This is a genomic window from Subdoligranulum sp. DSM 23681, assembly GCF_057005535.1.
In genome coordinates this window covers 98,483-121,522 of the sequence record NZ_CM168050.1, presented here as the reverse complement: position 1 = coordinate 121,522, position 23,040 = coordinate 98,483, and the positions used below count along the sequence as shown (strand labels likewise).

The 23,040-nt window shown below is 56.1% G+C and carries 19 protein-coding genes and 1 tRNA gene; 11 read left to right on the top strand and 9 right to left on the bottom strand.

What is annotated here, in order from left to right; genetic code table 11:
* Window positions 1-20: 20 nt before the first annotated feature.
* The 9 genes from AC127K_RS00535 to AC127K_RS00495 all read right to left on the bottom strand — a co-directional run bounded on the left by AC127K_RS00535 (window position 21) and on the right by AC127K_RS00495 (window position 6,093).
* Window positions 21-914, bottom strand: a complete 894-nt coding sequence (locus tag AC127K_RS00535) for a DUF6017 domain-containing protein (protein WP_483721184.1) — start codon at window positions 912-914, stop codon at window positions 21-23.
* Between the two features lie 19 nt (window positions 915-933).
* Entirely contained in the window at window positions 934-1,146 is a 213-nt protein-coding gene (locus AC127K_RS00530) for a hypothetical protein (protein WP_483721183.1), read from the bottom strand.
* The gene (locus tag AC127K_RS00525; RefSeq protein ID WP_483721182.1) at window positions 1,139-1,441 is read right to left on the bottom strand and encodes a hypothetical protein; all 303 of its coding nucleotides are present in this window, start codon (window positions 1,439-1,441) and stop codon (window positions 1,139-1,141) included. Before AC127K_RS00525 ends, AC127K_RS00530 begins: the two co-directional genes overlap by 8 nt.
* A 125-nt stretch (window positions 1,442-1,566) precedes the next feature.
* Window positions 1,567-1,986, bottom strand: a complete 420-nt coding sequence (locus AC127K_RS00520; RefSeq protein ID WP_483721181.1) for a GIY-YIG nuclease family protein — start codon at window positions 1,984-1,986, stop codon at window positions 1,567-1,569.
* 342 nt (window positions 1,987-2,328) lie between these two features.
* Window positions 2,329-2,402 (bottom strand) — tRNA-Arg (locus tag AC127K_RS00515).
* A 523-nt stretch (window positions 2,403-2,925) separates the two neighbouring features.
* A complete protein-coding gene (locus AC127K_RS00510) occupies window positions 2,926-3,861 on the bottom strand; it encodes a glycoside hydrolase family 25 protein (protein ID WP_483721180.1) in 936 nt (311 codons plus the stop codon).
* 52 nt (window positions 3,862-3,913) lie between these two features.
* A complete protein-coding gene (ymfI, locus tag AC127K_RS00505) occupies window positions 3,914-4,669 on the bottom strand; it encodes an elongation factor P 5-aminopentanone reductase (protein WP_483721179.1) in 756 nt (251 codons plus the stop codon).
* Window positions 4,653-5,159, bottom strand: a complete 507-nt coding sequence (locus AC127K_RS00500) for a nucleoside deaminase (protein ID WP_483721178.1) — start codon at window positions 5,157-5,159, stop codon at window positions 4,653-4,655. The genes ymfI and AC127K_RS00500 overlap by 17 nt, the downstream gene beginning before the upstream one ends.
* Window positions 5,160-5,166: 7 nt before the next feature.
* The gene (locus AC127K_RS00495) at window positions 5,167-6,093 is read right to left on the bottom strand and encodes a lysostaphin resistance A-like protein (RefSeq protein ID WP_483721177.1); all 927 of its coding nucleotides are present in this window, start codon (window positions 6,091-6,093) and stop codon (window positions 5,167-5,169) included.
* Between the two features lie 308 nt (window positions 6,094-6,401).
* Here AC127K_RS00495 and AC127K_RS00490 point away from each other — a divergent pair, with 308 nt between their 5' ends.
* The 11 genes from AC127K_RS00490 (at window position 6,402) to rpsL (ending at window position 23,024) form a co-directional block, all read left to right on the top strand.
* Window positions 6,402-7,280, top strand: a complete 879-nt coding sequence (locus tag AC127K_RS00490) for a LysR family transcriptional regulator (RefSeq protein WP_294541542.1) — start codon at window positions 6,402-6,404, stop codon at window positions 7,278-7,280.
* Between the two features lie 185 nt (window positions 7,281-7,465).
* Entirely contained in the window at window positions 7,466-7,672 is a 207-nt protein-coding gene (gene rpmE, locus AC127K_RS00485) for a 50S ribosomal protein L31 (protein WP_294541540.1), read from the top strand.
* A gap of 77 nt (window positions 7,673-7,749) precedes the next feature.
* Window positions 7,750-8,367: an IMPACT family protein gene (locus tag AC127K_RS00480; protein ID WP_294541537.1), complete on the top strand. Its 618-nt coding sequence runs from the start codon at window positions 7,750-7,752 to the stop codon at window positions 8,365-8,367.
* 141 nt (window positions 8,368-8,508) lie between these two features.
* A complete protein-coding gene (locus tag AC127K_RS00475) occupies window positions 8,509-9,510 on the top strand; it encodes a deoxyguanosinetriphosphate triphosphohydrolase (protein WP_483721176.1) in 1,002 nt (333 codons plus the stop codon).
* Window positions 9,511-9,550: 40 nt separating this feature from the next.
* On the top strand, window positions 9,551-11,335 hold the full coding sequence (gene dnaG, locus AC127K_RS00470) for a DNA primase (RefSeq protein WP_483721175.1): 1,785 nt from the start codon (window positions 9,551-9,553) through the stop codon (window positions 11,333-11,335).
* 103 nt (window positions 11,336-11,438) lie between these two features.
* Window positions 11,439-12,536 (top strand): RNA polymerase sigma factor RpoD, encoded by a 1,098-nt coding sequence (gene rpoD, locus AC127K_RS00465; RefSeq protein ID WP_294541528.1) that lies wholly within the window; start codon window positions 11,439-11,441, stop codon window positions 12,534-12,536.
* 51 nt (window positions 12,537-12,587) lie between these two features.
* Window positions 12,588-12,818, top strand: coding sequence for a hypothetical protein (locus tag AC127K_RS00460; protein ID WP_483721174.1), 231 nt, complete (start codon window positions 12,588-12,590; stop codon window positions 12,816-12,818).
* A 182-nt stretch (window positions 12,819-13,000) separates the two neighbouring features.
* On the top strand, window positions 13,001-16,825 hold the full coding sequence (gene rpoB, locus AC127K_RS00455; protein WP_294541522.1) for a DNA-directed RNA polymerase subunit beta: 3,825 nt from the start codon (window positions 13,001-13,003) through the stop codon (window positions 16,823-16,825).
* 57 nt (window positions 16,826-16,882) lie between these two features.
* Complete coding sequence (gene rpoC / locus AC127K_RS00450; protein ID WP_483721173.1) at window positions 16,883-20,455, top strand: DNA-directed RNA polymerase subunit beta'; 3,573 nt, start codon at window positions 16,883-16,885, stop codon at window positions 20,453-20,455.
* Window positions 20,456-20,637: 182 nt separating this feature from the next.
* Complete coding sequence (gene pepF, locus AC127K_RS00445) at window positions 20,638-22,443, top strand: oligoendopeptidase F (protein WP_483721172.1); 1,806 nt, start codon at window positions 20,638-20,640, stop codon at window positions 22,441-22,443.
* A gap of 155 nt (window positions 22,444-22,598) precedes the next feature.
* Window positions 22,599-23,024, top strand: a complete 426-nt coding sequence (rpsL, locus tag AC127K_RS00440; RefSeq protein ID WP_204644816.1) for a 30S ribosomal protein S12 — start codon at window positions 22,599-22,601, stop codon at window positions 23,022-23,024.
* Window positions 23,025-23,040 lie beyond the last annotated feature (16 nt).

Sequence of the window (23,040 nt, the reverse complement as noted above, 5' to 3'; positions counted from 1 at the left end):
ACGTTCCCAGTGGGGAACAACTAAATTGACCCATTGGCCAGATCGTGCTGGACCCAGTTCTGATAGTAAGCACTCATGGTCGTCGGGGCGTTATAGAGAACCGCCAGCATGTACTGCTTCATATCCCGGACACGGGTTGTGTTGTTCTCCAGTGTCACCAGGGCATATTTGATGTGTTCGGCTTTCAGCTTCATGAACCGGCTCTTTACGACTTCCAGCGGCATGTCTTCCCGGTTGATGCGGATGGTCTTTTTCCTGGAGCAGCAGACATCGACTAGGAGATCCACCATGGCGGAAAGCGCTTCCTGATCCAGGGAAGTATCCTGGGAAAGAATATCCATCTCAAGGGATTCTCTGAAATACGATTCATACTGCGTACGAATTCGCATCGCTTCGCTTCCTTTCCCGACATTTTTGTCGGAAGGGAAAGAATCGATATCGCTATACTCAGTATCGTTCTGTTCAGTATTAGTTGCGTGTCCTTTTGACACTTTCGGATGTGTGGTTTCGCCATTTCCAGAAGTGTGATTTTGACATTTCAAGAAATGTCTTTCTGCTTCCTTTTCCGCCGAGATGAAGTTCTTCACATAAATCAGGTTTGGCTTTCCGAGTCCCTGACGCTTCCTCTCAATGAGCCCGGCTTTTTCTTCCAGTTCCGACAGAAGCTGGATAGCTTTCTTGTTCCCGCAGTTCAGATCGCCCATGATGTCCTCAATGGTGTAGATGATATATACACGGCCCTGCGAGTCAATCCAGCCATTTTTTGCAGATAAAGAAACCCTGTCCAATAAGATGCCGTACAGGATTTTCGACTCCGCAGAGAGCGTGCGAAACTCACTGTCGGTGAAAAGAATTTTGGGTATCCGGTAGAAGGCAAACTGCTCTGCCTGGGCTCCATAGAAATAGTCAAACACGCATTGTCACCACCTGCCTTCAGGTGAATTTATCCTGCTTCAGGGGATTCTTGCGAAAGACAGCCTTTGGGTCGCCGTACATGCATCTGGAGAACTGGCACCGGCGGTATTTGAAGTCCGGGCGGTAGTAGATGCAGCGCTTGCAGCAGCCGGGCTTGTTCTTCGCTTTCTCGGGCTTGTCCGCCTTGGAAAGCTTTTCGTAATGCCGGAAGAGCTCCTCTTGCTTACGCATTTCCCGACCCGTCCTTTCTCATCCGACTTGCTCTGACCATCCGCAGCCAGGCATCCAGATCCTTGTAGCAGGCGGCGCTGACGCAGGGCTGACCTTTGGCATAGCAACAGCCGCTGCACTTTTTCTCCTGCGCCGTCATGACAGGTTCAGCCAGGTAGTAGCAGTTCTGCCGGCCAAGGATGCAGCCGACCTTGCGGTTCTTCCAGAAGAAACACTTGCGGCAGGAGTCCGGCTTGTCAGCGTAATACCGGATGCCGCCAATCAGAATGATCTTATGCTTCGATTTCTTGCTCATATCGATATCCTCCTTTGTTGATCTGTTACGGGTGGAGACTGGAAACAAAAAAGCCCTGCGGTGAAGGATAATCACCACAGGGCTATGTAAGATATCGATATTTAGTTATAGTGGAGCGTAGAGAATCAATGCTCTTCGTGGATATATCGGACATTGAGCAAATAACTCAAAAGGCCCTCAATTCTCCCGCGCCGAAGGGTATCCTCTTCTATGAGATACTTCGCATAACAATGATCTTTCAGATATTGCTTTGCATCCGCCATATCTTTGATGGATGTCTTTAACTCATCCTCCACCAGGTATTTCTTCAATCGGGCATTTGCCTTAGGACCATGCAGATGGTTGGTATACAGCCGTCGTCTTAAGTTCTTTGTGCGACCCACATACAAAACCTCGTTGTGATCCTCATCGAAAATCGCATACACACCAGGGGTGTTTTCCGGCAGATCGGATGGTGTCAAATCACGGAAATATAGCGGGGCCGACTTCAGTAACTGTTCTGCGATTTTGCGGGCTTCTATTAGGGCTTTTTCAATATCTTCCATCTTAGGATAACTCCTCTCTAATCCCGGCGCTTGTTTTTGGAAATCTGAAGAATCAGGGCCAGAGGTTCTAATGCGACTTAGAATTTTTTGCTCTCATCGGCCAGGAAGAAAGCCGGCTGATTCAAAATTTCCGGGCGGGGGAGACCGACTGATTACAGATTTACACCCAATTACACCAGGGATTAAGGGTGCACTCGCCGTTTTTAGCGGTTTAGCCTCCGGAGGCCGGTTTTCAGCGTTAGAGAAAATGCCGGTTATTTTGACAAATCGTCAATGAGGGCAAAAAATCTTTAGAAAAATCGCGGAAGATTCGATGAAAAATCTTCCGCGATTGTAAGGTAATGTCCCCGCCCGGGCTCGAACCGGGGGCCTCGGGCTTAGGAGGCTCGCGCTCTATCCAACTGAGCTACGGAGACGTATATGAAATTCCCTGATTTGACGCTCTTTTTTGAGCTTCGCTCAAGGTGGCGGTCTTGATTTGGAAAAATGATTTCTTAGAAAACGGGTGATTGCTCTAATGACTTTTTCGGTAAATTTTGTGGCGTGTGCTCGAAATCGTTGCATCTCTCCGGCGTTAGAAAGCCGTAAAAATGTTGATTGCATTCGAACCAGAGTTCAGATTTAAAACCGCCGCTTCGCCCCTGATAAGCAGGTTCTTAGGAGGCGACCGCTCTATCCAACTGAGCTACGGGGGCTTATACAGAAAATATTCAATTTTGCAGGGCTCCAGGATTCGAACGATTCGATTTTTAGGAGGGGTTTGTTATATCCATTTAACTACGGAGGCATATAAAGCAATATTCAATTTTAAGAGGGGCAGAATCTGAAACTTGAGGTGGTAGGAAAATGAGGAAGAGTCAAAGAGATCGGGCCATCTCTATCGGATGGCCCGACGATATTACTTATTATACAGATTTCTTTCCATAAAAGCAAGACGAATCATTCCAGAGCAGCTTTGGCCGCATCGATTTTGGCCTTGGCTTCAGAAAGCTGCACTTCGCAGGAATTCAAGGTTTCCAGGCGGTTGCGGTCTCCGAGAATGGCCGTCCAGTATTCGCCGTCCCTATATCGGAAAATAACCCACTCATATCCGTCATATTTTTCTTTGCTCTTTTGTACCACAGGATAGGTGCCCACAGGCAGATATCCCACTACATCGTTGAAGTTCGCCGTATAAAAGTATTCGGTCTGGGCACCAAATACAACCAGCTGCACGCCGTCAACCGTTTCCATATCAGGCCCGGATGTTCCATATCCATTGTAGTTTCCGGCTTTCAGGGTAGGCAAAAAATCGGTATAACTGTAATTGAGGTCGCAGGCGCCGGTAATTCCGCCCACGCTGCCGGTGGAGGAAAACTGCCACATATTATACTTGCCGGTATACCCCGGCTGGCTGCGGTAATCGGCCAGCCAAAGCGGGTATCCGGCCAGCTGAGAAGGATTCAGATAATTGTTGATGAAATTGGTATAGCTATACCATCCGGCATACCAGTTGCGCTGGTACAGAATATCCATGGCGTATTGAACCAACCCCGTCAGCTGAGACCGTCCCAGCGCTGCCAGTTTGCTGTCCTCCACGTCCACAAAAACAGGATATTCCAGCTGTAACCCTTCCAGGACGTTCAGAAAAAGACTCAGCTCGTTTATCACACCGCTCTGGCTGGTAGCGTAGGTATAGTAATAGGCGCCGACACGTAATCCGGCGGCATGAGCACCGTTTACGTTCTGCAAAAAATAAGGGTCTACATATAAACCACTGTTGTTGCTGGAGCCCAACCGTACAATGGCAAATTGCTTCCCGGCGGCGGCAACACTGTTCCAGTTTATGCTGCCCTGATAGCGGGATACATCTATGCCATTTTGAAAGAGTTCCATAAAAAATCCCCCTTCCTGCTTTATGATATGCAGGGAAGGGGAGAGTGGTGTTTCAGATGACAAGGCCGCCGTTCTGACCAATGACCTGTCCGGTAATGTAGCCTGCTTCCGGTGAAGCCAGGAATACCAGGGTGCGGGCAATTTCTTCAGGAGTACCAAGCCGCCCCACAGGCGTTTCTTCAGCCAGTGCCGCACGGTCATCCTCGGAAAAAGAAGCCATCATATCGGTATCAATGACACCGGGGGCCACGCAGTTGACGGTGATGCCGGAAGGCCCTTCTTCTTTGGCCAGCGCGCGGCACAAACCGATAACACCGGCCTTGGCGGCAGAGTAATGGACTTCACAGCTGCCGCCGGTTTGGCCCCACATGCTGCTGATGCACAGGATGCGTCCGTATTTTTGATGGATCATCCCAGGCAGAACTGCGCGGCATGCGTAGAAGACGCCGTCCAGGTCCACGCTCATCATCCGCCGCCAGTCCTCATCGGTCAGGTCGGTAAAAAGTTTTTGCTGCGCGATGCCCGCATTGCACACAAGGACCTGAGGCCCGCCAAGGACCCGTGCGGTTTGCTCCACAGCGCTCCGGACGGCCTGAGAATCAGCGGCGTCGGCCATGATGGCAAGACACGGAGCATCCGGTACTGCCTCACGCACCATGTCGACCACATGGCGGGCGGCATCCGGGTGCTGATGCCAGGTAAAAGCGACTCTGTATCCGGCTTTTGCAAAGGCCAGTACGGCCGCGGCGCCAATGCCGCGGCTGCCGCCGGTAATCAGGACGGTCTGCTGGTTAAGATCGGGTTTCATCCATGGGCTCCTTTTGTTTTTTCATGGCTTTTGCGGCCAAACGCTTTTGCCGCAAAGAGGCAAAAAATTGCTGCAGCAATTGTTGTGATTCGGCTTCCATCAGGCCGTGTTCAATCACAGGGTGGTGGTTGAATGGAAGGGAAAACAGGTTGGTAAGCGAACCGCAGCAACCGGCCTTTGGATCGGATGCTGCATATACAATGCGGCGCAGGCGGCTGTTGATGATGGCGCCGCTGCACATGGGGCAGGGTTCCAGGGTGACGAACAGTTCGCACTGCCACAAGCGCCAGCCGCCCAATACCTGGCAGGCCTGATCGATGGCCATCAGCTCGGCATGATACAGGGCGTTCTTGCCGGTTTCCCGCAGATTGTGGGCTTTGGCAACGATCTCACCGTCTTTGGCGATAACGGCTCCCACCGGAACTTCACCGGCTTCAAAGGCAAGCTGCGCCTCTTCCAGGGCGGCTTGCATCAATTCCTGATCTGTCATAGTTGCATCACCCGACCTGATTCAGATATACACTGTAAAATGCGAGGAAAAGCACAGCCACTGTATAGGCCGGACTGGAAAACACGTCCCAGGCATCCACACCGGGCCGCAGTCCGGCGGAAAAGCGGAAGCCCTGCCGCATCGCGTGCCAGATCAGCCACAAAGCCACCGGAGGGAAGAAGAGGAGAACAAACAGTTCGGCACACAGAGCGGTGGAATCGGCTGCGTACAACTGCAGATAAGCCACCACAAAAGCCAGAGTATTGTTAACGAAATGCAGCAGCATACCGGGCAGTATGCTGCCGGTGCGTTCTGTCAGCCAGCCCAGAAAGACACCGCACACGAAAGCTGTGATGCCCTGTGCCAGATCCATGTGCAGCAAAGCAAAAAGCAGCGCCGGGGCAAAGATGGCAGCGGCACTTCCGCAGGGACGCATAAGTCCCTGCAAGGCACCGCGGAAAAACAGCTCTTCCAGAATGGCAGGAATTACGCACAGCCCCAGAAAGTTAACAACCAAAGCACTGCCGCCCGCGGGCAGGGAAGTGGCGCTCCCCTCTGTGCCAAGCAGGTGACCCAGCAGGCCGCCAAACAGATTGGCGGCATTGGCAACACCCAAAAATACCGGTAAACAGAAAGCAGGACTCCATGGAGCAGGGATCAATATACGCAGATCGTCTGCGCGCAGACGCGTCAGGCGCAAAAGTAAAAACACGGGCAGCAAAATCCCGCCGATGGCCACCACCATAGAAAGAATCCCGGCTTCCGTCTGGGAGAAGCCGGTGGGGCTGGTCAGCGTTGCCCCCGGTACACGCAGGCTCATGAAAAGGGAAACCAAAGCTTCCAGAAAAGAGCGTATGGCCAGATATCCAACAGCGGCGAGAGCGCACCAGGAGGCAGCTCCCTTTACGCCGCGGGTTTTAGCGAATTTCTGCAAAATAAACTTCCTCGTTTCACGCAGGGAATCGTAATGCCCCGCAGATTTATATTCGTTTTATTATATAAAGTTAGTGTACCACAAGGCCAACTTTCCTACAAGCGGCACTTCCGCACAATAAAAAAACAGCCTCATCGGTTGTGCGGACCGAAGAGGCTATTAAGAGGAAGGAAAATGAATCGTGTCAGTCACGGGTGTGTGCGGCACCCTTGACTTTCTCAACTAATCATAGTACAGTATGCGTGATAAGTAAAATTCATTTTTTTCACATGAAACCTGAAAAAAGCTCAACACAAGGAGAACGCGGTATGACGCTGCTCAGCTGTCTGATTTTTTCCACCATTGCCCAGGAAGGGTCCTTTGCCCGCGCAGCGGAGCAGCTGCACCTGACGCCTTCCGCCATCAGCCATGCGGTGGCTGGCATGGAATCGGAATGCGGATTCCCGCTGTTCACCCGCACCAAAAGTGGCGTGACTATGACGGCTGCAGCCGAAAGTCTGATGCCGGCCGTGCGGCGGGTACTGGCCAGCAGCGAATCGTTGGACCAGTCTATAGCCCAGGTCAATGGGCTCCACAAAGGAGTCCTGCGTGTAGGGGTATTCAACAGCGCTTGTGTGGTATGGATGCCGCGCCTGGTTCCGGACTTCGAGAAGGACTATCCCGGAATCAAAGTGGAAGTCTACCAGGGCAGCTATGCTGACATTGCGGTCTGGCTGAAGAATGGAACGGCGGAACTGGGGTTCCTTTCGGATTCCTGTTCCCAGGATCTGGACTTTCAGCCATTGTATACTGATCCGCTTGTCTGCATTGCGCCGCCAGACTTTGTTACAAAGCGTCCCGGGCGTGTCAGTGCCGATGAACTGAGAAACGTACCTTTCGTCAGCCAGCGTGCTGACACGGACGCGGATATTCAGAATTATCTGAAACGGAACGATCTGCGCGTACATACCGCCTGCTATGTGATCGACGATGAGTCCATGGTGGGGATGGTGGCTTGCGGGCAGGGGGTGGCTATCATGCCGCAGCTGCTTTTGACCAGACCCAGCAAGGAAACAGGCGTGCAGGTGCTGGCGTTGGAACCGGCGGCCGGACGCAGCATCGGTCTGGCATGTCTGGACAAAAACGGGCTGTCGCCCGCCGCCCGGGAATTTGCACGGCGGGTGCGCGCTTTTGCCGGAACACTTTGAAAAAAGGCGATGGAGATCCCTTGACAAAATGCAAGGACTTTGGTATACTTTTACGGCAATCGTTTGAAAGGCTGCTCCGTTCGCACAGGATGGCGTATGCTGGTAGCCGATAAGTCAAGATTGTGATGAGCACATATATTAAGTATGGCTCCCTTTAGTCATGATCGAGAAAGAGGTGAATCGCAATGAAGGAAGGCATCCATCCGAAGTATGTGGATTGCACCATCACCTGCGCCTGCGGCAACGTTATCCAGACTCGTTCTACCCGTCCGGAGATCCGCGTCGAAGTCTGCAGCAAGTGCCATCCCTTCTACACCGGCAAGCAGAAGCTGGTTGATACCGGCGGACGCGTCGAGCGCTTCAAGCGCCGTTACGCCAAGGTTGGCAAGTAATCATGTTTTGTTTTACCCCAGATGGCAACATCTGGGGTATTTTTTGCTTGTAAGCAGGAACAAGAAGGAGCGCATCCATGCCTGATTATCAGACGATCCGCGGTATTGCCCGCTATGAATACGAGGAAAAACGCAGTCGGTTCATCGGCGCCGCTTCCTTTGCAGATACGGAGGAAGCTGCCCTGGCATTTCTGGAATCGGTGCGTGCCGGAAACCGGACTGCCCGTCATAATGTGTACGCCTATGTGCTGCAAAATGGCCGGATGCGGTATTCTGACGACGGGGAACCTGCCAAAACAGCGGGAACACCGGTGCTTGAATGCATTCAGCATGCAGGGATATCCGACGTGATTGTGGTGGTCACCCGGTATTTTGGCGGGATCCTGCTGGGAACGGGCGGGCTGGTGCGTGCTTATACGGCGGCGGCGTCGGGGGCTTTGCAAGCTGCAGAAAAAGTGAGCATGCGCAGCGTGGTGGACTGTGAACTGCGCGTTCCGTATCCGCTGTTTGAAACCGCCCGCCGCATGATCGAACAGGCCGACACCAGATCGGAAGAACCGGTCTTTGACGATGCCGTCACCCTGAGATGGCGTATGCCGGCAGGTGAGGAAGCGTCTCTGTGCGCGGCGCTTCGTGAATTGACCAGGGGGTCCGCGGAACCTGTGGTGGGGCCTGCACACTATGACGCTTACTGAAAAATCAGTCTTTCCTCACAAAAAACACGGAAAATTCACAGATTCAAGAAGCGTTTGGAACTTTTTTATCGTATTTATATTATAGAAAGCAATATTGGCGGCCAATCTGCCGTAAGCGAGGCGAAAAAAGGGGGACGTGACATGACTGTGCGTGAACAGACACAGACCATCGAGCGATTGACGCTCAGCCGGTATGCGGCGCTGAGTGAGAATTCCCGCGGTCGTACCCGACCTGAACCGGAGGACCCCTTGCGCCCGTGCTACCAGCGGGACAGGGACCGCATTCTGCATTGCAAGGCGTTCCGTCGTCTGAAGCAGAAAACGCAGGTCTTTCTTTCCCCGGAAGGCGATCATTACCGTACCCGCCTGACCCACACGCTGGAGGTCAGCCAGATCGCCCGGACCATTGCCCGGGCACTGCGCTTGAATGAGGATCTGACAGAAGCAATTGCACTTGGGCATGATCTGGGACATACACCCTTTGGTCATGCAGGAGAGCGGGCGCTCAACCGTCTGTGCCCGGGGGGATTCACCCATTACCAGCAAAGCCTGCGGGTGGTGGAATATCTGGAAAAGGACGGGAAAGGCCTGAACCTGACCTGGGAGGTGCGCAACGGTATCGTTACCCACACCACCGGAGAGTGGGCCCGCACCCTGGAAGGCTGTACTGTGCGCTATGCGGATCACATTGCCTTTCTCAACCATGACATTGAGGATGCGATAACTGCCGGTGTGCTTTCCAACTCGGCCCTGCCGCCGGATGCGGTGCGGATTTTGGGCAGCACCAAAAGCCAGCGCATCACCACTATGATCACCGATCTGGTGGAGAACAGTTCGGCGGGGGAAATGCATTTTTCGCCGGACGTGGAGGATGCTTACCATCTGCTGAAGGACTTTATGTATTCTACTGTCTATGTGGACAAGCAGGCCAAGAGGGAAGAGAAAAAGGTGGACAAAGTGGTGGAAGAGCTTTACGCCCGACTCTGTGACAATCCTTCCCTCATGCCCAATTTTTATATGCAGATCGCCTATAAAGAAGGGATAGACCGTGCGGTGGTGGATTATATTTCCGGCATGAGTGACCATTTTGCCATCCGCCTGTTTGAGGACTTGTTTGTCCCCCAAAAATGGCAGGTACTGTAAGAGATTCTTTGATTATAAAAAATGAGGAGGTGTGTTCACGATGATTCCGCAGGAATATGTACAGGAAGTCGCTCGGCGCAACGATATCGAGGAGCTGATCGGTCAGTATGTGCAGCTGCGCCGTCGTGGGCGTACCCTGACGGGATTGTGTCCTTTTCATAATGAAAAGACACCTTCCTTTACCGTGTATCCGGATACACAGAGCTTCTATTGCTTTGGCTGCGGAGCGGCCGGCGATGCCATTACCTTTGTGCGCAAGATCAACAATCTGGGGTATGTGGAGGCGGTCAAGCAGCTGGCGGCCCGTGCCGGTATGCCTATGCCGGAAGAAGACGACAAAGAGAGCCGCCGGCGCAGCCGCATGCTGGAAATGAATCGTTGCGCCGCCCGCTATTTTTATGAGCAGCTCAACGCCAGAACGCCCCAGGCCGAGGAAGCCCGCCGCTACTGGCGGGAAAAGCGGGGCCTGTCCGATGGGGCCATCCGCCGCTTTGGCCTTGGGTACGCACCGGACGAGTTTGGCGGCCTTCTGCACTATCTGCGCCGCCGCGGCTTTTCCGAATCCGAAATTGAGGAGGGCGGTCTGGCAAAGCGCAGCGCCAAAGGGAACCTGTACGATTTGTTCCGCCACCGGGTCATGGTTCCCATTATTGATGTGCGGGGCAACATCATTGCTTTTGGCGGCCGCGTGATGGACGATTCCAAGCCCAAATACATCAACAGCCCCGAAACGCTGGTCTACAAAAAGTCCCGTACGCTCTTTGCCCTGAATCTGGCCAAAAAGTCCGCCTCCAAGCGGTTTATCCTGTGCGAAGGATACATGGACGTGATCAGCATGCATGAGGCCGGATTTGATACGGCCGTGTGCGCCTGCGGTACCGCCCTGACGCCCGAACAGGTGAAGCTGCTCAGCGAGTATGCGGAAGAGGCGGTGCTCAGCTATGACTCGGACGAAGCGGGGCAGAAGGCCACGGCCCGCAGTTTGGCTTTGTTTGCCAACACACCGATCAAGGTGTCGGTGTTGTCCATTCCCGGGGCCAAGGACCCGGATGAGTTTATCCGGCATTACGGCAAGGACCGCTTTGAAATGATTCTGAACGGTGCTGCCAACCCCACGGAGTTTCGGCTGGCCAAGAGCAAAACGAAATACGATCTGCGTACGGATGATGGCCGTCTGGAATATATCCGGGAAGCCATCGACATACTGGCATCGGGAAGTGTCTCACCCACGGCCCGGGATGTGTATGCCGGACGCATTGCAGGGGAGACCGGTGTTGCCAAACAGGCGATTCTCTCCCAAATGGAGGGGGCCGTTAAAGGCGCGGCCCGCCGTGCCCGCCGCAAGGAGCAGCAAGACATGGCTGCCCAGGGAAATGGGGCCGATATACGGGTCCCTTATGACCGCGGCGGCCGGGAAGCCATGGGGGCCGCAGCTGCGGCCCGTCAGCTGGTGGCGGCCATGCTCCAGGACCCGGACCAGATCCCCTATGTGCGCAGCAACCTGAATCTGGACGAGGTTCCTGAACCCGAAATCCAGGCAGCTGCCCGCGCCATCTATGACTGTGCCGACAAGGGCATTCCCGTAAACGCGACCTCTCTGGTCTCCTGCCTGGAAGAAAAGGCTTATTCTCTGGTTATGAAGGTGCAGGCGCAAAACAGTATCCAGCGGCTTACCCGCAAAGATATTGACATGTTCTTGGAGAGGCTGCGGCATGCAGTACCCAAAAGCAAGCAGGCGGCCCAGACCAGCGATGAGGATTTCCGCAAGCTGTTTGCTTCCATCACCCAGGAAAAAGTCCACGACCCGCCAACCGGTGCACCGTGAAGTGTGCCTGCGGCAGAGGGCTTTTGAATAAATCCCGTTCCTTGACGGGCAGAAAACAGGCCGTGCCGGCTATGGCACGGTCCGGTAAAAAGGAGATTTACTTATGGCAGAAAAGAAAGATCCTATCCGCGCATTGATCGAACAGGGCCGCCGTGCCGGCAAGCTGACCAACAGCGAGATCGGGGATGCGATGGAGGAAAGCGGTCACGGTCTGGACGTGGAACAGATGGAGAAGCTCTATGAAGAGCTGGAAAGCCACGGCATTGAGGTTGTGGACGACGATCCCGTTGCCGACGGTGCCGATTCGTCTCTGACCGAAGATAACGTGGATGATTTTGAGGATGCCCTGGCCACGGAGGGCGTTGCCATCGATGACCCTGTGAAGGTTTATCTGAAAGAGATCGGCCGCGTGCCGCTGCTGACTCCCGAAGAGGAGGTCAATCTGGCCCTGGCCATCCAGAATGGCGGCAAGGAAGGGGAGCGTGCCAAGCAGCGTCTGAGCGAGGCCAACCTGCGTCTGGTCGTTTCTATCGCCAAGCGCTATGTGGGGCGTGGCATGCAGTTCCTGGATCTGATCCAGGAAGGAAACCTGGGCCTGATCAAGGCGGTGGAAAAATTCGACCACACCAAGGGCTTCAAGTTCTCCACCTATGCGACCTGGTGGATCCGTCAGGCCATCACCCGCGCAATTGCGGATCAGGCCCGGACCATTCGCATTCCGGTGCATATGGTAGAAACCATCAACAAGGTCAAGAAGGTCTCCAGCCAGCTGCTGCATGAGAACGGCCATGAGCCCAGCGCGGAAGAAATCGCCGAGCGCCTGGACATGCCGGTGGACAAGGTCCGGGAAATTATGCGTGTGGCGCAGGAGCCCGTCAGCCTGGAAACGCCCATTGGCGAAGAGGAGGACAGCCATCTGGGAGATTTCATCCCCGATGATGATGCTCCGGTGCCGGCGGAAGCTGCCAGCCAGACTCTGCTGAAGGAACAACTGGCGGATGTACTCAAGACCCTGACTCCCCGGGAGGAAAAGGTCCTGCGTCTGCGCTTTGGCCTGGAAGACGGTCGCCCCCGTACCCTGGAAGAAGTGGGCAAGGAGTTCAACGTCACCCGTGAACGTATCCGCCAGATTGAGGCCAAGGCGCTGCGCAAGCTGCGCCATCCCAGCCGCAGCAAGAAACTGCGTGATTTCCTGGATTGATTGGATTGTTTTTCCCAAGTCCGTGGGCTGTCCGGCCTGCGGGCTTTTTGTTTGCCGATTCCAAATGTCAAGAGCCAGGATACACAAATCGGATGTTGTACCAATGGTCAAAATGACGGGGAAGCAGGGGAGAGGATATTTGTCAAGCGGCAAAACGGTGTGGAAAAACAGCAAATTGACGAAATTGATAACACTGACCCGGGCGTTCAATACAATGAAGCGATTTGTCGTCATATTGTAAAAAACACGAAGGAACGGCCACAATTTCCAGAAAATGCTTGACAAACTCATCGGTATCTTATATACTAATTCAGTATCACAAAAATGGAATAGAGCGCCCTGAAGGAACCGCGCGGTTCGGGTCTAAACAAAAACTTTGTTAAAAATGACGAAGATGACCCACAAGCGAGCCCTTTGTGTGGTCAGCTTTGTCTAATTCAACGGAATAGGAGTGGTCGCATTTTATGGTAAAGGTCAAGCCCGTACACAATGGCCGCACGACCAGAATGAGCTTTTCCCGCATCAATGAAGTGATCGGGATGCCCAATCTGATCGAAATCCAGAAAAACTCGTACAACTGGTTCCTGGAAGAGGGCCTGCACGAGGTCTTCCATGACATTGCCGCCATTGAGGATTATACCGGCAACCTGGTCCTGGAATTTATCGATTACCGTCTGGACAAGCACCCCAAATATACTATTAAGGAATGCAAGGAGCGCGATGCCACTTACGCCGCGCCCCTGTATGTCACTGCCCGTCTGATCAACAAGCAGACTGGCGAAGTGCAGGACCAGGAGATCTTCATGGGCGATTTCCCACTCATGACCGACTCCGGCACCTTCATCTCCAACGGCGCCGAGCGTGTCATTGTTTCTCAGCTCGTCCGTTCCCCCGGTGTGTTCTATTCCTCCACCAAAGACCGTGCCGGCAAGGACCTGTTCACCGCGACCATGAACCCCAACCGCGGCGCCTGGCTGGAATATGAGACCGATTCCTCCGACGTGTTCTACGTCCGCATCGACAAGAACCGCAAGCTGCCCATCACCACCTTCCTGCGTGCTCTGGGCCTGGGCAGTGATGACCAGATCCGTCAGTTTTTCGGCGAGAGTGAGCCCAAGATTGTGGCCACTCTGGAAAAGGATACCACCCACAACACCGAAGACGGCCTGCTGGAATGCTACCGCAAGTTGCGTCCCGGCGAGCCCCCGACGGTGGAGAACTCCCGCAGCCACATCAATGCGCTGTTCTTTGATCCTCGCCGCTATGATCTGGCGCGGTTCGGCCGCTTCAAGATGAACAAGAAGCTGGCTCTGGCCCGCCGTATTGCCGGCTACCGTGCTGCCGAGGACATCGTCGCCCCCCTGACCGGCGAACTGCTGGCCGCCAAGGGCGAGAAGATCTCCAACGAGAAGGCCGCTGAGATCGATGCCGCCGGCGTTACCCGCGTCACCGTCTGGGTGGAGCGCAAGAATGAAGATCCGGTGCCGGTCATCGTCATCTCCAACGGCTGTGTGGATGCCCAGCCCTTCTTCAGCTTCAACGTGGAAGAGTGCGGCATCAACGAGCGCGCTTCCTTTGCTGAGATCCGCAAGATCCTGGATGCTACTTCCGATCCCGAGGAGCAGAAGGAACTGCTGCGCCGCAACCATGATGTGCTGATCAGCCGCACCGTCACCGTGGACGACATCTTCGCTTCGGTCAGCTACCTGATCGGCCTGGACCACGGCATCGGCACCACCGACGAGATCGACCACCTGGGCAACCGCCGCGTGCGCAGCGTGGGCGAGCTGCTGCAGAACCAGTTCCGTATCGGCTTTGCCCGTATGGAGCGTGTTGTGCGTGAGCGCATGACCCTGCAGAATCAGGAGTCTGCCGAAAAGATCACCCCGCAGAGCCTGGTCAACATCCGCCCCGTGGTTTCCGCTATCCGTGAGTTCATCGGCTCCAGCCCGCTGTCTCAGTTCATGGACCAGAACAACCCTCTGGCCGAACTGACCCACAAGCGTCGTCTGTCCGCTCTGGGCCCCGGCGGTCTGTCCCGTGACCGCGCAGGCTTTGAAGTCCGCGACGTTCATTACACCCACTACGGCCGTCTGTGCCCCATTGAGACCCCCGAAGGTTCCAACATCGGTCTGATCTCCTATCTGGCATCTTTTGCCAAGATCAACAAGTATGGCTTTATCGAAGCCCCCTACCGCAAGGTGGACAAGGGCACCGGCCATGTGACCGACGAAGTGGTTTATATGCCCGCTGACGTGGAAGACGAGTACATCGTCGCCCAGGCCAACGAAAAGCTGGATGAGAACGGCTGCTTTGTCCGTTCCCGCGTTTCCTGCCGTCACCGCAACGACATCCAGGAATTCCCCCGCGAACTGGTCGACTTCATGGATGTTTCTCCCCGGATGATGGTTTCTGTCGCTACCGCCTCCATTCCCTTCCTGGAAAACGATGACTGTAACCGTGCTCTGATGGGCTCCAACATGCAGCGTCAGGCGGTGCCTCTGATGGTCACCCAGCAGCCCATCGTCGCCACCGGTATGGAATACAAGGCTGCCACCGACTCCGGCGTCTGCGTTCTGGCTGCCCATGCGGGCACCGTCGAGTCCGTGGATGCCGACAAGATCGTGGTCCGCTGCGACGACGGCACCACCGACACCTATGAACTCATCAAGTTCATGCGCTCCAACCAGGGCACCTGCGTCAACCAGCGTCCCATTGTGGAACTGGGCGATCACATTGAGGCCGGCGAAGTCATTGCCGACGGCCCCGCCACCAAGAACGGCGAGATCAGCCTGGGCAAGAACGCCCTGGTCGGCTTCATGACCTGGGAAGGCTACAACTACGAGGACGCCGTCCTGCTGAACGAAAAGCTGGTTCGTGAGGACGTGTACACCTCTATCCATATCGAAGAATATGAATCCGAAGCCCGTGAGACCAAGCTTGGACCCGAAGAGATCACCCGTGATATCCCCAACGTGGGCGATGACTCCCTGAAGGATCTGGACGAGCGCGGCATCATCCGCATCGGCGCCGAGGTCAAGACCGGCGATATTCTGGTCGGCAAGGTCACCCCGAAGGGCGAGACCGAGCTGACCGCTGAAGAGCGCCTGCTGCGCGCCATCTTCGGCGAGAAGGCCCGCGAAGTCCGCGACACCTCTCTGCGCGTGCCCCATGGTGAGTATGGCATCGTCGTGGATGTCAAGGTCTTCACCCCCGAAAACAGCGATGAGCTGCAGCCCGGTGTGCGTCAGTGCGTGCGCTGCTACATCGCCCAGAAGCGCAAGATCAGCGTGGGCGACAAGATGGCCGGCCGTCACGGCAACAAGGGTGTTGTGTCCCGCATCCTGCCGCAGGAGGATATGCCTTTCCTGCCCGACGGCACCCCGCTGGACATCGTGCTGAACCCCCTGGGCGTTCCGTCCCGTATGAACATCGGTCAGGTGCTGGAAGTCAACCTGGGCTATGTGGCCAAGGCTCTGGGCTGGAAGGTGCAGACCCCCGTCTTTGACGGCGCCCACGAGAGCGACCTGCGCGACTGCTTTGCCGAAGCCCGTGAAAAGTGGCACGGCGAGAACGCGCCTGAGTATCCCACCAAGCTGGACCGTCTGATGGGCACCAAGGGGCACATCATCGACTTCAGCAAGATCGACCTGACCGATGACGGCAAGACCACCGTTTACGATGGCCGTACCGGTGAAAAGTTCCCCTCCAAGGTCACTGTCGGTTATATGTACTACCTCAAGCTGCATCACCTGGTCGACGATAAGATCCATGCCCGTTCCACCGGTCCCTACAGCCTGGTTACCCAGCAGCCTCTGGGCGGCAAGGCCCAGTTCGGCGGCCAGCGTTTTGGCGAAATGGAAGTCTGGGCTCTGGAAGCGTACGGTGCCGCTTACACCCTGCAGGAAATCCTGACCGTCAAGTCCGACGACGTGGTGGGCCGTGTCAAGACCTACGAAGCCATCGTCAAGGGCGAGGACGTGCCGAAGCCCGGCATCCCCGAAAGCTTCCGCGTTATGCTCAAGGAACTGCAGAGCCTGGGCCTGAACATTGTTGTGCAGGACGTTGACGGCAACGAAGTTGACATCCGTCAGGAATACGACGATGATGAGACCGGCTTCGAAAACGGTGATCTGGGCGAGAATGTTCTGCTGGAAAGCGAATTGCAGGACGACTACAGCGTGAAGGACGCTGACGAAGGCTTTGACAATGACCTGGACGAAGACCAGGAACCCAATGCCGAGGACCTGGCCAGCATCGAGAGCGAAGATCTGTTTGACGGCGAATGATGCCGCAGCTGTGTCCTGACCGCCTGCCACACCTGAGTGAATGAGAGGGTTCGCTGAATGGAAAATAAAGAGTTCGATTCTATTAAGATCGGCCTTGCGTCTCCGGATCAGATCCGTGCCTGGAGCTACGGCGAGGTCAAAAAACCTGAAACCATCAACTACCGCACCCTGAAGCCGGAGCGCGACGGCTTGTTCTGCGAGCGCATTTTTGGACCTACCAAGGACTGGGAATGCCACTGCGGCAAATATAAGCGCATCCGTTACAAGGGCAAGATCTGCGACAAGTGCGGCGTCGAAGTGACCCGCGCCAAGGTCCGCCGCGAGCGTATGGGCCATATTGAACTGGCCGCGCCCGTTTCCCACATCTGGTATTTCAAGGGCATCCCCAGCCGCATCGGCCTGATGCTGGACATCGGTCCCCGCCAGCTGGACAAGGTCCTGTACTTCGCCAACTACATCGTGACCGATCCCGGCTTTACGCCGCTGGAGAAGAAGCAGCTGCTGACCGAGCGCGAGTACAAGGAAATGCGCGAAAAGTACGAGGATACCTTTGAGGCCGGCATGGGCGCCGAGGCCATCCAGAAGCTGCTGGCCGAGATCGACCTGGACAAACTGTCCAACGAGCTGCATGAGGAACTGGAAAAGGCCAACGGCCAGAAGCGTGTGCGCCTGCTCAAGCGTCTGGAGTGCGTGGATGCCTTCCGTCTGTCCGGCCAGCGTCCGGAATGGATGATCCTCAATGTGGTGCCGGTTATCCCGCCGGATATCCGCCCCATGGTTCAGCTGGACGGTGGCCGCTTCGCCACTTCCGACCTGAACGATCTGTACCGCCGCGTGATCAACCGCAACAACCGTCTGAAGCGCCTGCTGGAGCTGGGCGCTCCCGACATCATCGTGCGCAACGAAAAGCGCATGCTGCAGGAAGCGGTGGACGCCCTGATCGATAACGGCCGCCGCGGCCGTCCGGTCACCGGCCCCAACAACCGCGCCCTCAAGAGCCTGTCCGACATGCTGAAGGGCAAGCAGGGCCGTTTCCGTCAGAACCTGCTGGGCAAGCGTGTCGACTACTCCGGCCGTTCGGTTATCGTTGTCGGCCCCGAACTGAAGATGTATCAGTGCGGTCTGCCCAAGGAAATGGCCCTGGAGCTGTTCAAGCCCTTCGTCATGAAGGACCTGGTGGAAAAGGGCATCGCTTCCAACATCAAGGCCGCCCGCAAGAAGGTGGAGCGTTCCTCTCCTGAGGTCTGGGATTCTCTGGAGACCGTCATCAAGGGCCATCCGGTCCTGCTGAACCGTGCACCTACGCTGCACCGTCTGGGCATCCAGGCTTTCGAGCCCGTTCTGGTCGAGGGCCGCGCCATCAAGCTGCACCCCCTGGTCTGCACCCCCTTCAACGCCGACTTTGACGGCGACCAGATGGCCGTGCACCTGCCCTTGTCTACCGAAGCCCGCCGTGAAGCCAAGATGCTGATGCTGGCTTCCGGCAACCTGCTGAAGCCCTCCGACGGTGAACCCGTCACCGTGCCTACGCAGGATATGATCCTGGGCTCCTACTACCTGACTATGGTCAATCCCGAGGATCCCGGCCATGACAAGGTCTTCCGTGATGAAGCCGAAGCCCTCATGGCTTACGCCGAGCATGTGGTCACCCTGCAGGCGCCCATCAAGGTGCGCCGCACCATGACCTTCGACGGCGTGGAGCAGAGCGCTCTGGTCACCACCACCGTGGGCAAGATCATCTTCAACACGCCCATCCCGCAGGATCTGGGCTATGTGGACCGCACCGATCCGGAACACAAGTTTGACTACGAAGTCGACTTCCAGGTCACCAAGAAGAAGCTGCCCGACATCATCAGCCGCTGCCTGACCAAGCACGGCACCAAGCGCTGCGCCATCATGCTGGACGCCATCAAGGCCCAAGGCTACAAGTACTCCACTCTGTCGGCCATCACCGTTGCCGTGCCCGACGCCATCATCCCCGATGAGAAGGCGGACATCCTGGCTGCGGCCGACAAGAAGATCGAGAAGGTCATGAAGAACTTCAACCGTGGTCTGATCTCCGACGAGGAGCGCTACAAGAAGACCGTTGAAGTTTGGCAGCAGGCCACGGAGGAGGTCTCCACCGCCCTGTCCACCAACCTGAAGACCCACCACCAGCGCAACCCCATCTATATGATGTCTGACTCCGGTGCCCGTGGTTCTATGGACCAGATCAAGCAGCTGGCCGGCATGCGCGGTCTGCTGGCTAACACCGCCGGTAAGACCCTGGAAATGCCCATTCGCGCCAACTACCGTGAAGGCCTGAACATCTTGGAGTACTTCATCTCTTCTCGAGGCGCTCGTAAGGGCCTGACCGATACCGCTCTGCGTACTGCCGACTCCGGTTACCTGACCCGCCGTCTGGTCGACGTTTCCCAGGAAGTCATCATCCGTGAGGATGACTGCCATGCCACCGAGGGCATTTTGGTCAGCGAGATCAGCGAAGGCAATGCCTCCATCGAATCCTTTGCCGAGCGTCTGATCGGCCGTTATGCCCTGCATGACGTGCTGGATCCCAAGACCGGCGAAGTCATCGTGTCCAAGGACAAGATGATGGATATGTTCGATGCCGAAAAGATCGAAAAGGCCGGCATCACCGAGCTGGAGATCCGCAGCGTCATGACCTGCCGTGCTCATGTGGGCGTCTGCGCTCGCTGCTACGGCTCCAACATGTCCAACGGCCAGCGCGTCAAGGTCGGTGAGTCCGTTGGTATCATTGCTGCGCAGTCCATCGGCGAACCCGGTACTCAGCTGACCATGCGTACCTTCCATACCGGCGGTATTGCATCTGCTGAAGATATCACCCAGGGTCTTCCCCGCGTTGAAGAACTGTTCGAAAGCCGCCGTCCCAAGGCCATGGCTATCATGTCCGAGATCGCCGGCACCGTCCATATCGACGACACCAAGAAGACCCGCCACGTGGAAGTGCTGGGCCAGGACGACAACGGCGCCCCGGTCACCAAGAGCTACATCATTCCCTTCGGCCAGCGCCTGAAGGTGATGGAAGGCGATGTCATCGCCAAGGGTGCTCTGCTGACCGAAGGCCATGCCTATCCCCAGGATATTCTGGCCGTCAAGGGCCGCATCGCCACCCAGAACTACCTGATCAGCGAAGTCCAGAAGGTCTATCGTCTGCAGGGCGTGGAAATCAACGATAAGCACATCGAAGTCATTGTCCGCCAGATGATGCGCAAGGTCCGCATCGAGGACGCCGGCTCCAGCGACTTTATCGTGGGCAGCGTGGTCAACCGCCGCGATGTCATGATCGAAAACGAGAACATCCAGGCCCGCATTGACGCCGGTGAGACCGACCTGAAGCTGATCCAGGCCAGCCAGGTGCTGCTGGGTATCACCAAGTCCAGTCTGGCCACCGACAGCTTCCTGTCTGCCGCCTCCTTCCAGGAGACCACCCGCGTTCTGACCGAAGCCGCCATCAAGGGCAAGGTTGACCCGCTGGCCGGTCTGAAGGAGAACGTCATCATCGGTAAGCTGATCCCCGCCGGCACCGGTCTGCCGGAAGTGGAAGCCGAGCTGGTCCGCGCCGAAGCGGAACGCGACGCTGAAAACGCCGCCTATGACGACGTGGAGTAATCCCATCTGATAAGTAAAACAGCCCCGTTGCAGGTTTCTGCGGCGGGGCTGTTTGTATGTGGAGCCTGATGCGTGTATAATAAGAAAGTGCCCTGTTGGTCGGTGTGCTGCCGATCGTCGGCAGGGGAGAATGAGGGCGGATTTTCCGCCCATACTAGAAAGAAGACCAAGGAGGGAAATCCATGCCCGATACATTGAAAGACCGCAGCGAGATCGACTCGCAGTACAAATGGGATCTGACCCGACTGTACAAGGATGATGCCGCATGGGAACAGGAACTGGCCGGCCTGAACCGGCAGGTGCAGACGGTGGCGGCATTTGCCGGACGCCTGAAGGAGGCAAAGACCATCCGGGAGTATCTGGATGCGTCGGTGACGCTGTCCCGTACCTTGTCCAATCTTTATTGCTACGCTTCCATGCGCCGCAGTGAAGACACCCGCGCTGAGGCGGCCCAGAGTATGTACGCCCGTATCTCGGCAGCATACGCCGGGGCAGTGGCTGCCCTGTCCTTTGCGGAGCCGGAAATTCTGGCTCTGCCGGAGGAAACCTTGCGGGAAATCCAGGAAGATGATTGCCTGCAGGAATACCGTTTTGTGCTGGAAAATCTGGTCCGCCAGAAGCCCCATACCCTGTCTGCCCCGGAAGAAAAACTGCTGGCATCCCTCAGTGAAGTGATGGGGGCCCCGGCCGACATTGCCGACAGTCTGCAGGATGCCGACCTGACCTTCGACAGCGTGAAAGACGGGGTGGGGGAGGAGCATGAAGTCACCGGTTCCAACTACATTCTGCTGCAGACTTCCTCCGACCGTACTTTGCGGGAAAATTCCTTCCGCAGCTTCTACAAGACTTATCGCAACCATATCAACACCTTTGCCGCTACCTATGCCGGTGCGGTGAAAGCCGCCACCGCCGAAGCGGCCGCGCGGCACTATGAATCCTCCCGGGCCATGTCCATGGCAGGGGAGAACATTCCTGCGGAAGTGTATGATAATCTGGTGGCGTCGGTGCGGGCCCATCTGCCCCTGATGTACCGCTATGTAAAACTGCGTAAACGGCTGCTGGGGATTCAGGAGCTGCACTATTATGATGTGTATGCGCCGCTTACCGGGGAGTCCACCGCCCGCTACACCTACGATCAGGCCAAGCAGATGGTTCTGGACGCGGTGGCGCCGTTGGGGGAGGAATACTGCGCCGAGGTGCGCCGGGGCTTTGCCCAGCGCTGGGTGGATGTTTATCCCAACAAGGGCAAGAGCGGGGGCGCCTACTCCACCGGCACCTATGATTCCGAACCTTATATCATGACCAACTTTACCGGTACGCTGGACAGTGTTTCCACCCTGGCCCATGAGATGGGACACAGCATGCACAGTCTGCTGTCCCGCCGTACCCAGCCCGCCCAGTATGCCGACTACACTCTTTTTGTGGCGGAAGTGGCTTCCACCGTCAATGAAAACCTGATGATCGAACAGCTGCTCAAGACTGAACAACGTCCCGATACACGGCTGTTCCTGCTGAACCAGTATCTGGAAAACTTCAAAGGTACCGTCTTCCGTCAGACCATGTTTGCGGAGTTCGAGCGGGAAGCTCATGCCATGCGGGAGCGGGGAGAGGCCCTGAGTCCGGCCGCGCTGAACCAGCTGTACGGCAATCTGGTCCGGGATTACTTCGGACCGGAGCTGGTCATGGATGAGGAGGTCCAACTGGAATGGGCCCGCATTCCTCATTTCTACCGCCCCTTCTACGTCTATAAGTATGCCACGGGGTATTCTACGGCGGTTGCTTTGTCCGAAGGCATCCTGAAAGAAGGGGAGAGCGCCCGCAAGCGGTATCTGGAATTCCTTTCCATGGGCGGCAGCGTCTGGCCTCTGGATGAACTGCGCCATGCCGGTGTGGACCTGACCACTCCTGCCCCGGTGAATGCAGCGCTGGAAAAATTCGGCCGGCTGCTGGATGATGCCGAAGCCTGCGCCGATCAGCTGGGAAAGTGAGATCTTCCGGAATTTTTTTGGAAAATGTCTTGACATCCCGTTGTTTATGCCTTAAAATAACAAATGCGTGATGTCCTAAAGGGGTCAGTGCGGCCTTTTGGCGGCAGATGATCCGGGACAAGCCACGCAGAATAACGAAAGAAAGGAGAAAAGAAATGCCTACTTTTAACCAGCTCGTGCGCAAAGGTCGTGAGGTCCTGGTTCAGAAGAGCACCGCGCCTGCCCTTCAGAAGAGCTACAACTCCCAGAAGAAGCAGTACACCAACCTGAACAGCCCCCAGAAGCGCGGCGTCTGCACTGCTGTGCGTACCATGACCCCCAAGAAGCCGAACTCTGCTCTGCGTAAAGTTGCCCGTGTCCGCCTCACGAATGGTATCGAGGTCACCTCCTACATTCCTGGTATCGGCCATAACCTGCAAGAGCACAGCGTCGTCCTGATCCGCGGCGGTCGTGTTAAGGACCTGCCCGGTGTGCGTTACCACATCATCCGTGGTACCCTGGATACCCAGGGCGTTGCGAACCGTAACCAGGCTCGCAGCAAGTACGGCGCGAAGCGCCCCAAGGCCGGTGCCAAGAAGTAAGGAAACATCTTTTCGC